Origin of the sequence: Terriglobus roseus DSM 18391, assembly GCF_000265425.1 — a bacterium.
In the GTDB taxonomy this organism is placed as follows: Bacteria; Acidobacteriota; Terriglobia; order Terriglobales; family Acidobacteriaceae; genus Terriglobus; species Terriglobus roseus.
The window spans coordinates 1490677-1504730 of the sequence record NC_018014.1; the positions used below are offsets into that span (position 1 = coordinate 1490677).

Here is a 14054-nt window from a genome sequence, read left to right on the forward strand (position 1 = left end):
CATGCTAAGAATGGTCCTTAGCGTTCCTGTAGCCGCACGGCACCCGATACGTCCTTTTCCACAACCCACCATCCGCCGTCGCGGTGCGCCGTCACACGCTTCCCATCAACCCACACGCCGGTCGAGCCCTCACGCGCAGGCAGCTCAACCTTCGCAGTCATCCCGGCAGGCACCTTAAGCTTTAGCTCAAAGTTCTTCCCACGGCTCCAACTTACAAACAGTTCGCCAAGCGGAGTCGGCATACGACCCTCAGCCTTCGTCAGCGCACCCGTACGCGGCTGGATCACGGCACGCTTCCATCCTGGCGTCAGCGGCTGCGCGCCAAGCACAAACCTCGGCAGCAGATTCGCCGGCGCGGCACCCCACGCATGGTTCCAATCCTGGTTCGGCTTATAGTGCTGATCCCACGCCTCCCAAGTCATCGTGGTCCCGCTCTCCACCATGTGCTTCCAGCTACGGTCGCCCGGCGCGGTCATCAGCCCTAGCGCGGCTGCATCTTCGCCATTCTCAAACAGGCCCTCCAGCAGGTACTGCGCCGCATAGACTGACGCCGCCATACCCCTGCCTGCCAGCCACTGCGCAACCTTCGGCCGCGCCTCCACCGGCACCAGCCCAAACGCCAGCGGAAACAGGTTCGCATGCAGCGAAGCATGATCCGTTCCCACACCATCGCGGTACAGCCCACGCGCCGGATCGAACAGCTTCGCCTGAAAAGCAGACTTTGCCGTCCGCGCCTGTGTGGCGTAGCCCGCGGCCTCGTCGTCCTTGCCCACTGCCGCAGCCAACACAGCCATCTCGTCCAAAGCCCGCAGGCGAAACGCATTCACCACCGTATTCACACCAGTAAAGACATAGCCATCGCGCTCGGCAACGGGCCAGTCCACAATGTCGCCCATACGAATGTTCTCGGCGTTACTCGTCACCAGCCCATCCGGCCCCACACGATCCTGCAACAGCTTCGACTTCAGCGCCTCGTAGTGTGCGGCCAGCCAAACCTTGTCGCCGGTTTGCATCCAGTCCGCATAAGCAATAAACACCACATGCGGAGCCCACTCGGAAGGCCACGTCGGATACTTCAGCAGCCGATCAAACGTCACGCGAACCATCCGCGGATCCGCATCCCCCGCGTAGTAGCCCAACTGATTAAGGTAGGCATCCGCCTCATACGCCAGCCGCTCGCGATCGCCATCCACCAGCACCCCGGCAAACGTAGTCGCCTTGATGGTGTAGTGCGACAGATCCCATATCTTATCCAGCATCGCGTCTGACGACTGGAAGCTTGCTGCGCCGTCCACCCACGTACTGTCGAAGCTCGCGCGCCGCCGGATCTGGCTCGCCCGCAATGCTCCCGGCCAGCCCTCCACCTCCACCCAGCGAAAGGGCATCAGCGTTCCATAAGCAGCCGGCGTCAACACGGCCGGCGCCTTCGTATTCCGCGCATCCACCGGCGGTGCAATCGTCATGGCCGCACTACCGCTTGGCGTAACCTTCACCTCGGCAAATCGCACCGTTCCCGGCGGCTTCGTATCCACGCGGCCGTCCTTCAACGCCTCGCCAAATCGAACGGTAACCGGCCCGCTCTTGCCTCCGCCTGCAGGCGTCAGCGAAAGATTGCCAAAGGCAGCCCGGCCAAAGTCCACCAGGTACACGCCCGGGGCAGCTTCGCGGATCGACACCGGCGCCTGTTCCACCAGGTGTGTCGGCGCTGCATCCTGCGCCACGGCAAAGCCCGCGGATGCCACCATCAAAAGGGAACCGAAGATCAAGGAACGCATCGCGTTGGCAACCGTGCTTTCTACTGGGTATCGTGCCGCAGGCGACCCGATCCACATTCAGTGAAGCACACTGACCTGGCGCTTGGTGCGCATCCCGCTCAAGCATTAACTTTGTATGCTGCACTATTCCACAACGCCCGACGAGTACCGGCCAGGCAGCGCCCGAAGATGCTTGACCGCCACCGCACACCCAACATAATCTGGCACCCTCGTTATAGGCTGGGCGTCAGCCGTCCCATTTAGTTTCAGGCCTGAACGAAATCATCGGAGTCTTCTTTGCGCATCCTCGCCTCTGTATGTCTGTCCACCGTTGTACTCGCAGCCGCTGCGCAAAACCAGCCTGCCTATCTCAATCCAGCGCTCACGCCGCAACAGCGCGCGGCAGACCTAGTCGGTCGTATGACGCTCGAAGAAAAGTCACTGCAGATGGTCAACGGAGCCGCCGCGATCCCACGGCTCAACGTACCCGCCTACGACTACTGGAATGAAGGTCTGCACGGCGTCGCCCGCTCCGGATACGCCACCATGTTCCCCCAGGCCATCGGCATGGCCGCCACGTGGGACGCGCCACTCCTCAAGCAGATCGGTGACGTCATCGCGACCGAAGCACGCGCCAAGAACAACGAAGCGCTCCGCCGCAACAACCACGACATCTACTTCGGCCTCACCTTCTGGTCGCCAAACATCAACATCTTCCGCGATCCTCGCTGGGGCCGGGGTCAGGAGACATACGGCGAAGACCCCCACCTCACCACCCAGCTCGGCGTCAACTTCATCGAAGGTCTGCAGGGAACCGATCCAAAGTTCTACAAGGTCATCGCCACACCCAAACACTTCGCCGTACACTCCGGCCCGGAAGAAGGTCGCCACAAGTTCGACGTAGAGCCCACACCGCATGACTTGTGGGACACCTACCTGCCGCAGTTCCGCGCAGCCATCGTCGACGCCAAGGCGGACTCCATCATGTGCGCCTACAACCGCATCGACGGCCAGCCCGCATGCGGCAGCAAACTGCTGCTCGTCGATATCCTCCGCAACGACTGGAAGTTTCAGGGCTTCGTCACCTCCGACTGCGGAGCAATCGACGACTTCTTCCGCCCCAACACGCACCAGACCGAACCCGACGCGGAACACGCCGACAAGGCCGCTCTCCTCGCTGGTACCGACACCAACTGTGGCTCCACCTACCGCAAGCTCGGCGACGCCGTGAAGTCGGGCCTCATCAAGGAGTCGGACATCGATGTCAGCCTCCGCCGCCTCTTCGAAGCACGCGTACGCCTCGGTCTCTTCGATCCAGCAGGCTCGGTCCCGTACGCTCAGATCCCGTTCAGCCAAGTAAACTCGCCGGCCAATGCAGCCGTCGCAAAGCGCGCCGCAGAGGAGTCCATGGTGCTGCTCAAGAACGACGGCATCCTCCCGCTCAAGGCCGGTAAGTACAAGACCATCGCAGTCATCGGACCAAACGGTGCGTCCCTGTCGTCGCTCGAAGGGAACTACAACGGCATGGCGCACGATCCCAGGATGCCGGTCGACGCGCTGCGCTCCGCACTCTCAGGAACCAACGTCGTCTATGCACCGGGAGCACCTTACGTTGAAGGCTTCCCCATGCCGGTCTCACGCACCATGCTTCACCCGGCAAACGGTTCGCAGGAACAAGGCCTCAAGGCCGAGTACTTCGGCGCAGCCAACTTCAACGGCACACCCGTGACCACACGCGTCGATCCGGAACTTAACTTTGATTGGAGCGGCGTCAGCCCGCTCACCAACGCGCCCGACAGCGCCTTCGCAGTCCGTTGGACCGGCACACTGACGGCGCCAGTCGCAGGTACCTACCAGTTCCTGCTTCGCACCGGCCGCTGCCGCGGCTGCAACACATCGCAGCACTATAAGGTGCTGATCGACGGCAAGGAAGTTACGGTCTCGCGGACCGTCGCACCGGCAACACCCAATACACCCGTTCGTATAAATGGCACCACAGGCTTGCCGGAGACAGGCAACACCGAACGCCCAGGCGCCTTCAGCGTGAACTTCGCCGACAACAAACAGTCCCACACCATTCAGGTCGACTTCCTTCGCGACTCCGCAAGCCAGGGATCGGGCATTCGTCTTGAGTGGACGCCCACACCCGCAACGCTGCTGCCCGAAGCGCTCGAAGCCGCCAACAAGTCCGACCTTGTCGTAGCCATGCTCGGCCTCTCGCCCGACCTCGAAGGCGAAGAGATGCCGGTCAAGCTCCCCGGCTTCGTCGGCGGCGACCGCACCGACATTAGCCTGCCCGCATCGCAGCAGGCACTCCTGCAGGGCCTCATCGCAACCGGCAAACCCACCATCGTCGTCCTGCTCAATGGCTCCGCACTCGCCATCAACCTCGCCGACGAGAAGGCCAACGCCATTCTCGAATCCTGGTACCCCGGCGAAGCCGGCAGCACCGCACTCGCCGACACTCTCGTAGGCCGCAACAATCCCAGCGGCCGCCTGCCCATCACCTTCTACAAGTCCGAAAGCGACCTGCCCGGCTTCGAAGACTACTCCATGCAGAACCGCACCTACCGCTACTTCAAGGGCGCACCGCTTTACGGCTTCGGCTTCGGTCTCAGCTACACAAAGTTCGCCTACTCCGGCCTGAAACTCGCCAAGGCAAAGCTCAACGCAGGCGACACCCTCACCGCTGAAGTGACAGTCAAGAACACAGGCAAGGTAGCAGGCGAAGAGGTAGCCGAGCTCTACCTTCTGCCACCAGCCGAAGGCAACGCAGGCCTGTCGCCCAAGCAGCAGTTGGAAGGCTTCCAGCGCGTCATGCTCAAGCCCGGCGAAAGCCGAAAGCTCACCTTCACCCTTACCCCACGCCAGCTCTCCGAAGTCGACGCAAAGGGAACCCGAGCCATCCAGCCCGGTACCTACGCCATCGCCATCGGTGGCGCACAACCCAAAGATCCAAGGGCAACGGCAACAGCCCAGACAGCCGGCTTCACCATCCAGGGCACTCAGCCACTGCCGCACTAAACCACAACGAAAAGCGCTTATGGAAGAGCGGGCAAGCCAAAGGTAAGCCCGCTCTTCGCAGTCTCGACAGTGCAGATTGCCCTTCCAGAAACGCAATCTGCAGAAAGCTGCCAATCATCGCACTGAATCGTCTCAAAATGTGGCACAAAACGCATTGTCTGCACACAAAGAGCCGCTCCTGCATGACGAATATTCCCTGTATCCTTGCGTGGATCGCGAAGCCTATCGGATTCATGTTGCGTGATCGCGAAAACGTAATCGGTTCCAGCTAGTTTTGATCTTCAGGAGATAGTAACGGTGGCTTCCACCCCAAACCGGCAAGCCCCTAAGGGCAAACAGTCCGAACGCATCAAGATTCAGGATGTCGCGCGGCTTGCGCAGGTGTCGCTCAGCACGGTGTCCGGCGTACTGAACGATAAGGAAAACGTTCGGCCGGAGACGCGTCAACGTGTGCTGGAGGTGATTGCACAGCTTGGCTATACGCCGAACCTGTTTGCAAGCAACCTGGCGCGGCGCCGCACCAAGATCATCGGCATCATCGTCAGCGACCTGATGAATCCGTTCTTTGCGGAGATTGCACGCGCGCTCGATAACCAGGCACGACAGCATGGCTACGAGACCTTTCTGACATCAACGAACTTTCATCCGGAGCAGCAGTGCGCCGCGGTTCGGCAGATGCTTTCACTGCGGGTCGCAGGCATTGCGATGATGACTTCGGAGAATGATCCGGAGGCCTTCTTCATCTTGAAGGCGAGCGGTACGCCGACCGTCTACCTGGACAACGATCACTCCGCGCAGCACATTGGCACGGTTCGCGTGGACAAGCGCCACGGCATGTATCTGGCGGTGCAGCATCTGTTGCAGCTTGGTCATCGGCAGATACTGCTGGTAAAGAATTCACAGCAGGATGCAGCTGTGCCACCCATGCATTCGCACATGGAACGGCAGATCGGCTTTGAGGAAGCGCTGCGAGAGTTCAACTCGCGTGAGACTGACGTGCACATCATCGACGAACCTGGCGAGCCTGCTGCCGCCGGGCTGCGCGCGGTAGAGATGGCGTTGAAGCAGCAGTATCATTTCACGGCAGTGGTTGCCATCAATGACCTGGTGGCGCTGGGCGTCTTGCGTGGTCTACAGGCCGCAGGGAAGGCGATTCCGCAGGATGTGTCGGTCGTCGGGTTTGATGACACCTATCTGTGCCGTTTCCTGCATCCGCCCCTGACGTCTGTTGCGACTCCGCGAGAGGACCTGGCAAAGAGCGTGCTGCAGACGCTGTTTGCTTACATCGATGGCGACGATCTGCTGCCGGAGCCGATGCTGGCTGCGCGCATTGTGGTGCGGGAGTCGACTGCCGGGCCGTCGAAGGTGGCGCTGCTCTAGGTGCAGCGTCAAGCTTGTAAGGTTGGTTCGCCTGCTGCGTGGGGTGCGATGAGTGCGGTTTCGTCGTTGCGACGCGCGCGTTCCCATGCTCCAAGCAGCGCGCTTCGAACGAATTGAATGTGAGAGCTGGTCATCTGCTGGGCCAACGCGCGATCTCCGGATGTGATGGCTTCGGTGATGTTGCGGTGGGCGGAGGGTGTGTCAGAGGACGTGAGTTGATACGTCTGGCATCGACAAAGCCATAGCTTGTCCTGCAGGTTGCTGTGGACGCGCGCAAGCTCCTCATTGCCGGTGGAGCGGACGATCATGCTGTGGAAGAAGATGTCCTCTTCGATGTAGTCGGCCTTCTTGCGGGAGCGCAGCAGCTGCTCGGTGCGGGCGACGCTGGTACGTAGCTCTGTGATGAGCTTTGGCGTAATGGGGACGATGGCTGCGGCGAAGGTTTCGAGTGCTTCGCGCAGGTTGTAAAGGTCGGAGATCTCCTTGCCGGAGAACTGGTGGACATAGGCGCCACGGCGGGGTTCGATGCGAAGGAGGCCTTCGCTCTGTAACGTGTTGAGCGCCTCGCGGACGGGGGACTTGCTGATACCCAGTTGCTCTGCGAAGAACGTCTCGGTCAGGCGAACATCGGCGCCAGGATTCTCTGCGAGAATGTAGCGCCGGATGCTCTTATGGGCCTGTTCCGTGAGGCTTAAAGATGTCTGCAGTTTCTTCAGAGATGACATTCGAGTCTTTCTTTTGCGTGACGCCCCATAGTACGGAGGTAGTCGTCCGCCGACAATTACCAGTCTTTCGCGAGTGCCGTGACGATGTCGGTGAGGGCGTTGACGTCGCGCATGTCGACGACCTCAGCCGGCGAGTGTGCATAGCGCAGTGGCCAGCTTAGGGCGACGTCGGTTGCGCCATAGCGGGCGAAGGCTGCGCCGTCGTTGCCACCGCCGGTGACACCGTACTGCACGGGGATATTGTGCTTCGCGGCGAGTGCTTGCACGCGCTGGACGGCGCTCCACGGGACGATGTTCGAGTTGTCGATGGCGCGGATGACGAAGCCTTCGCCGAGTTTGCCGTCGGCGAAGCGGTGCGATTCGAGCGGTGTGTCGGACGAGACGAACGTGTCGATGGCGAAGACGGTTTCGGGGACCTGGTGCTTTGCGTTGGCGGCTTCGGCGAAGGCGGTTGCGCCGAGCAGACCAAGCTCTTCCTGCGTGGACCAGACAAAGGTCACGTCGCGGTTGAAGTCTTTTCCGAGCGCCCATACGGCTTCGATCATTGCGGTGCAGCCGACACGATCGTCGAGGCTACGGACGGAGACGCGACCATCGCGGAGGGTGCGGAGGCGCTTGGGAATGGTGACGAAGTCGCCTGCCTTGATGCCGAGTGCGCTAGCCTCGGCAGCGGTTGCTGCACCGACGTTGAGTTTCGCGGCCGCGCGGAAGTCGGCGGGGAAGTGGAACTTCGCGGAGTCGAAGTCATCGGGCAGCGTGACGACTGCGCCCAGCATGCCGGCGCTTGTGTGGACGAGTGCCGGATGTCCCCAGAAGAATGCGGGCGATCCTCCGCCCTTGTTGTCGAGTTCGAGTGTGCCGTCGGCGTTGATGCTCTTGATGCGGAAGCCTAGTTCGTCGGTGTGCGCCATGAAGAGTGCGGCGGGTTTCTCACCCTTACCGAAGCGCACGGTCAGGTTGCCGGCGGCGTCTGTTTCAGCTTTGACCCATGGCGGCAGCAGGCGTTCCACGGCTTCGCGCGGCATCTTTTCCTGTTCGCTGACGCCGTAGCTCTCCGTCATGGTCTTCAGTACGGCGTTGATGTCAGGCCTGGTTGTTGGCTTTGGCGATGCCGGCGGATACGCGGTCGCAGTGACGGCGCCAAACGTGTTGGTAGGCGCGGAAACCCCGACGAAGTGGAAGAGCTTCTGCTGCAGTGCCTGCAGATCGCGGTTGTCCAGCATCTCGCCCGCGGTCAGCGGGTACTTCAGCGGGAGACCAAGGTGCAGTGTGTGTGCGGGCAATGCGAAGGCGGGACCGTAACCCTTGATGAGGAAGGCAGCGGCTGAAGCGTGCGCAAGGGATGTATCGCCGAACCATTGCGTGGAGGCGGCGGCATCATTGGTGAAGCTGAGCGGGCCCGAGCCCATGCTTATCGCCGTTGTTGAAGCGGCCGTGCGAGCGTCTGTGCGTCCGCGGCCGATGTAGATGAGCTCCTCGGGTTGCGTGACCTGCAGCATGCGAGTGAGGCCGCGGGAGCCGCTGTATTGCTGCGTGACAAAGGCGATGGTGGTGGTGCCGGTGCCGGGCCTGGCTGCGAGAGCTCGCGCCAGTTGCAGCAATAATGCGGCTCCAAAGCGGTCGCCAATGGCAGTACCTGCGAAGGCATGTTGACCGACGCGCGTCATGGAGCGATCGGCAGCCAGCGGGCTGAGCACGTCGACGCCGCTGCTGAGGACACCGGCCGCGGTCTTCGCACCCATGTCGATGTACAGATTGTCGATGTCGTCCGGATCAGGGACGTTGGCGCGGCCTGGTGTCAGGTGGATCGACAGCGCGGCAACGACGGCAGGCAGCGCGTTACCGGTGCGCGTAGTGATCAACATCTGCTGCGCGTTCTGCATTTCGTTGTAGTGCGACGGGAGGCCGGCCTGTGGCAGGCGCTGCACGCGCAGGTAGCCGTCAGGCTCGATGTGGCTGACGACGTAGCCGGGCTCGTCGATGGGCGCGGCAATCAGCCGGCGGGGCGATCCGCTGCCGAAGGTAACGGAGACATTGCCCATGGCATCGCGCTGGGGGTGCATGTCTTTGAGCGCCTCTGCGATACGCGCGGAGAGTGCGGACTCGTAGCCGGAGACGGCAGGCGTGTTCGTCAGCCATGCGAGGTCATCAGCAGCCGAGTGCGATTGCGCTCCGGCAGTGGCAGCTCCAAGGATCAGGAGCGGAGCGATCAAGGAAGAGAAAGCACGCATTAGGGCACCCATTGGGTAATAGTCTGATTTGCTGATTGGTATCTGATATATTACGCAGCATTCACACCTTTGTAGTAATCACGACCGCCGACATTTGTTCCGCAGCTGTCTTCGAGGCCTAAACGCCGCGTTCACTGATGTTTCGGGCTGACGTCCACGAAGTCGCAAGCATTGCTGTCCGCAGCGAACGGGCAGGGCACCAACGCCATGGAGATCTCAGCGGGCACGGATCCGCAGACCACGTGGCGAATTCAGGAGGCAGTATGAATAAGCGCAATTCCTTTCTCGCTCTCGCAGCTCTGTCGATCGCGCCGGCGATTGTCTTTGCCCAGTCGACCGCGACTCTCACAGGAACGGTCAAGGATCCCTCAGGCGCAGTCCTCCCCGGCGCGCAGGTCGTGATTAAGAATCTTGGTACCGGTGCGGAGCGCGCGGTCACGAGCGACAGTGCGGGTCAGTATGTCGCGCCCTCACTGCCGCCTGGCGACTACTCGGTGCGGGTCACGGCGAGCGGTTTCGGTAACTACACGGTGCCTCGCATGACACTGCTTGTGGATGCACATCCGAGCCTTGATATTCCCTTGTCACTGGCATCGGCTGGCGATACGGTTCAGGTAGAGAGTGCGGCTCCGCTTATCGACGCCGAGTCGATCACAGTCGGCCAAGTCATTGACCGCCAGACCGTGCAGGAAGTCCCGTTGAACGGCCGCCACTTCCTCGACCTGACTGTGCTCACACCGGGCGGTGTTGTTGCACCGGCCACCGGCAGCTTGACGGCTCCCAGCCGTGGTCTCGGCGCGAACTCGTTTGTGACGGCCGGCAACCGTGAGGACTCCGTTAACTTCCAGATCAACGGCGTGAACCTGAACGACATGGTGCAGAACCAGATCACGTTCCAGCCGTCGATCAACACGACCTCTGAGTTCAAGATCAACAACCAGACATTCTCCGCGGAGTATGGCCGGTCGTCGGGTTCGATCGTGAATGTCAGCACGCGCTCTGGCTCCAACGCCTTCCACGGCGAGGTGTTCGATTACATCCGCAACGAGGCACTGGACGCGCGCAATTACTTCCAGGCTCGTGGCACGCAGATGGCGGCGTTCAAGCGCCACAATTTCGGCGCTGCGCTGGGTGGGCCGATCTGGAAGGATCACACGTTCTTCTTCCTCAGCTACGAAGGATTGCGCCAGAAGCAGGCACTTCCCGTGAGCAGCGGCGTTCTGACCACGTCGCAGCGTGCCGGCGTCACGAATGCAACAACGCGCAATCTGCTTGCCTTGATTCCGCTGGCCAACTCTGGCCCGCTGGATGCAAATGGTCAGCTCACACGCTTCGTGGGCACCGCGCCTGGTCCGGTGAATACGGACCAGGGCACCGTCGACATCTCGCACACCTTCAGTCCGTCGGACAGCGTGCACGGCTTCTATGCGATCCAGAAGGACCTCCGCACCGAGCCGACCTTGCAGGGCAACACGGTTCCCGGATTCGGCGATCAGCGCTCGGCAACCCGGCAGATCTTTACGCTGAATGAAACTCATGTCTTCTCGCCGCGATTTGTGAATGAGGCTCGTATCGGTTTCAACCGTATTGCGATCCAGTTCACGCCGCAGGTCAACACCGATCCGACATCGCTGGGCCTGGGAACCGGCACCACCGGAAACGTTGGTATTCCGCAGATCACGATCACGCAGACGTCTCTCAACTTCGGCGGTCCCTCGGGCTTCCCCCAGGGTCGTTTTGACACGTTCGGCATCTTCTCGGATACGGCCAGCTACACGGTCGGGCGGCACTCGCTGCGCATCGGCGGAGAGTTCCGCCGGTTCCTGAATGCGAACTTCTCGGGTGATACGGGCACGCTGGGCTTCAACACCGTCGCGAACTTTCAGGCGGGACAGGCGACGTCGTTCAACATCACGCCGAACACGATTTCCAACCGCATCTACGTAAATGCTGTAGGCGGCTTCGTTCAGGACTCATGGAAGATGACGCCCAACCTTACGGCAGAGCTGGGTTTCCGGTACGAGTGGAACGGCTCACCGGTAGAGGGTAAGAATCGCCTGGTCAACTTTGACGTGGCGACCACCTCGCTGGTGCAGGTGGGAACCAATGGCTATGGCAACAGCCCTTATAAGCAAAACCATAACTTCGAGCCGCGCGTCGGCTTCGCTTACGACGTCATGGGCCGTGGTAAGACGGTGATCCGTGGTGCATACGGCTACATGGCGGATCAGCCCACAACCAATGCGGTGAGCGGTCTGAACAGCAACCCTCCCTTCCGGAACAGCGCAACGTTCACCAACTCAACTGCGACGCCGTCGATCCCGGTGGAGAGTCTGTATACGCGTGCTGCGGCTGCGGGCATTTCTATCTCGGCTATCTCGCGTGACTTCAAGAATGCTTACACGCAGACGTTCAATCTGAACCTGCAGCAGGAACTGCCCTTTGGCGTTGTAACGTCCGTCGGTTACTACGGTTCGGTGGGACGTCACCTGCGCCAGCCGCTCAATATCAATCAGCCCAACGCAGCGGGCGTGCGGCCGTTCAATACTCTTTCGCTCTCCAGCCCGATTCGTCCCGGCGCAGCGATTGCCGTCAACATCAACCAGGTGGCGAGCCTCGGTCAGTCCAACTACAACGCGATGTGGTTCACGCTGCGCAAGGCATTCCACAACGGTCTGAACTTCAACTTCAACTACAGCCTGGCGAAGTCGCTTGATCTGGGTTCGTTGTCGGGGACGGCATACCAGGATGCGACGCGGCCCTATCTGAACTATGGTCCGTCTGACTTTGACACACGCCATCGCGTCGCCTTGACTGCGATCTACATGCTGCCGTTCAAGGGCAACCGCCTAGTCGAAGGTTGGCAGCTCTCTGGCATCGCGCAGTGGCAGTCAGGTAATCCGTTGAACGTGACCACCACGTCGACGTTCACCGGTACGTCTGGTGTTCTGCATCCCAACCTGCTTCGCCCGGTGGACTATGTGAAGACCAAGGCGAGCGCTGGATCGGTACAGTGGTTCAATGCGGCCACCTGCACCGGCGCTGCGACGGCCGGCTGCACCTTCCAGATCCCGACCACCGGCTTTGGTAATCTGAGCCGCAATTCCCTGGTCGGGCCCGGATTCAGCGATGTCGACTTCTCGATCGAGAAGAACACGACCATCGTGGAGGGTGTGAAGTTCCAGGTGCGTGCCGATGCATTCGACATCTTCAACCACCCGAACTTCGGCAACCCGGTTACTTCGGCAAACTCTGCCAGCTTCGGCCTGATTACCTCAACGCGTTTCCCAACGGGTGATTCTGGATCTTCGCGTCAGCTGCAGATCATCGGTAAGATCATCTTCTAAATTGCGTCACCGTTGTCCGTTGGACCAAGACTGCGGCGCTCCTACGGGAGCGCCGCACGATTCTCATAGAACATTTGCGCTCATGCGCTAATTCGGAGTGGTGATGAAACTCGTTCGTTCCGCTGTAATCGCAGCAGTTGCTTTGTCCACAGCTAGCTTCAGCCTGTCGGCGCAGAAGGCCGGCGTCAGCGAAAAGATCGACTTCACTGCAGTGGGCGCACCGATCGCGAAGGCACCCGCGGATCCTGAGATCAGTGCGGCATTGAAGCAGGTCTCGGTGGATCGCATCAAGGCAAACATCTCGCACCTGGTGGACTTCAACAATCGCACGACCATTTCGTCCACGGACACGGACCTGAAGCCGGGCACGGGTGTGCTGGCTGCGGCGGAGTGGATCAAGTCGCAGTTCGAGTCCTACAGCAAGGACTGCGGCGGATGTCTGCAGGTGCAGTACGACGAGTTCATCGAGCAGCCGCAGGCGGGCTTCAACAATAGCAAGCCACGCATCATCAAGCCGACGCCGCTGCGTAATGTCTACGCCATCCTCAAGGGCACGGACCCTGTTGCGAGCAAGCGAATGTACCTGGTCACCGGTCACTACGACACGCGCGAGACCGACGTGATGAATACGCACGATCCAGCGCCGGGAGCGAACGATGACTCGAGCGGTACTGCGGTTTCGATGGAGGCTGCTCGCATCCTGAGTAAGTACAAGTTCCCGGCGACGATCGTCTTCGTGACCGTTGCAGGTGAAGAGCAGGGTCTGAACGGATCCGGACATCTTGCAAAGCTGGCGAAGGAAAAAGGCTGGCAGCTTGAGGGCGTTTTGAACAACGACATCGTTGGCGGAGACACTACGCCGGGCGATACGTTGCAGAGCAAGACACGTATCCGCGTGTTCTCGCAGGGCCTGCTGCCGTCTGCGCCGATTGAACAGATTCGCGCTGCACTCAACATCGGTGCGGAGAACGAGACACCGTCGCGGCAACTGGCTCGCGAGGTGATGGATGTGGACCGCACGTATCTTGCTACGGCCGCACCGAAGCCTTTGCGCACGTCAATGGAGTTGCGCCTGGACCGCTTCCTCCGCGGCGGCGACCATCGGTCGTTCAGCGAGCAGGGCTTTGCGGCCGTTCGCTTCACGGAGTGGCGTGAGAACTTCGATCATCAGCATCAGCACGTGCGCACAGAGAACGGTAAAGAGTACGGCGACCTGCTGAAGTTCGATGACTTCAACTACATTGGGCAGGTCGCTCGTTTGAACATGGCGGTGCTGGGCACGCTGGCGAAGTCGCCTGGTATTCCGCAGAATGTGCGGGTGGTCACGTCGAATCTTGATAACGACACGATCCTGACCTGGGAGCCGCCGGTAAGCGCTGCTGCTACGCCGAGCTACCAGATCGTATGGCGCGAGACGAGCGCGACGGACTGGCAGTACAGCGTGGATGCAGCGAAGTTTCCGGGTACCGCGCCGAACTCTGTCCGGCTGCCGGTGTCGAAGGACAACGTCTTCTTCGGCGTGCGTGCGTGCGCAGGATCCTTCTGCAGCCAGGCTGTTGCGCCGGTTCCCGGGCGGTAGCCGTTCGTTTCAAG

7 protein-coding genes are annotated in these 14054 nt (G+C 60.9%); 4 read left to right on the forward strand and 3 right to left on the reverse strand.

Annotated elements, in window-relative coordinates:
* Positions 1 to 17 precede the first annotated feature (17 nt).
* Positions 18 to 1775: a family 78 glycoside hydrolase catalytic domain gene (locus TERRO_RS06255; protein ID WP_041592481.1), complete on the reverse strand. Its 1758-nt coding sequence runs from the start codon at positions 1773 to 1775 to the stop codon at positions 18 to 20.
* Between the two features lie 276 nt (positions 1776 to 2051).
* On the opposite strand from TERRO_RS06255, the gene TERRO_RS06260 reads away from it, so the two are divergent.
* Entirely contained in the window at positions 2052 to 4778 is a 2727-nt protein-coding gene (locus TERRO_RS06260) for a glycoside hydrolase family 3 C-terminal domain-containing protein (RefSeq protein ID WP_014785151.1), read from the forward strand.
* 297 nt (positions 4779 to 5075) lie between these two features.
* The gene (locus tag TERRO_RS06265; RefSeq protein ID WP_014785152.1) at positions 5076 to 6158 is read left to right on the forward strand and encodes a LacI family DNA-binding transcriptional regulator; all 1083 of its coding nucleotides are present in this window, start codon (positions 5076 to 5078) and stop codon (positions 6156 to 6158) included.
* A gap of 8 nt (positions 6159 to 6166) precedes the next feature.
* Here TERRO_RS06265 and TERRO_RS06270 read toward each other — a convergent pair whose 3' ends face one another.
* Entirely contained in the window at positions 6167 to 6883 is a 717-nt protein-coding gene (locus tag TERRO_RS06270) for a GntR family transcriptional regulator (RefSeq protein ID WP_014785153.1), read from the reverse strand.
* 56 nt (positions 6884 to 6939) lie between these two features.
* Positions 6940 to 9114, reverse strand: a complete 2175-nt coding sequence (locus tag TERRO_RS06275) for a M20/M25/M40 family metallo-hydrolase (protein ID WP_169315288.1) — start codon at positions 9112 to 9114, stop codon at positions 6940 to 6942.
* Positions 9115 to 9377: 263 nt separating this feature from the next.
* On the opposite strand from TERRO_RS06275, the gene TERRO_RS06280 reads away from it, so the two are divergent.
* On the forward strand, positions 9378 to 12461 hold the full coding sequence (locus tag TERRO_RS06280) for a TonB-dependent receptor (RefSeq protein ID WP_014785155.1): 3084 nt from the start codon (positions 9378 to 9380) through the stop codon (positions 12459 to 12461).
* Positions 12462 to 12564: 103 nt separating this feature from the next.
* Complete coding sequence (locus TERRO_RS06285) at positions 12565 to 14040, forward strand: M28 family metallopeptidase (RefSeq protein WP_014785156.1); 1476 nt, start codon at positions 12565 to 12567, stop codon at positions 14038 to 14040.
* Positions 14041 to 14054: the final 14 nt, after the last annotated feature.

Excerpts from the sequence above, each read along its gene's own strand:
- TERRO_RS06255 (WP_041592481.1), bottom strand. The coding sequence starts at position 1,775 with ATGCGTTCCTTGATCTTCGGTTCCCTTTTGATGGTGGCATCCGCGGGC.
- TERRO_RS06275 (WP_169315288.1), bottom strand. The coding sequence starts at position 9,114 with ATGCGTGCTTTCTCTTCCTTGATCGCTCCGCTCCTGATCCTTGGAGCT.
- TERRO_RS06270 (WP_014785153.1), bottom strand. The coding sequence starts at position 6,883 with ATGTCATCTCTGAAGAAACTGCAGACATCTTTAAGCCTCACGGAACAG.
- TERRO_RS06280 (WP_014785155.1), top strand. The coding sequence starts at position 9,378 with ATGAATAAGCGCAATTCCTTTCTCGCTCTCGCAGCTCTGTCGATCGCG.
- TERRO_RS06285 (WP_014785156.1), top strand. The coding sequence starts at position 12,565 with ATGAAACTCGTTCGTTCCGCTGTAATCGCAGCAGTTGCTTTGTCCACA.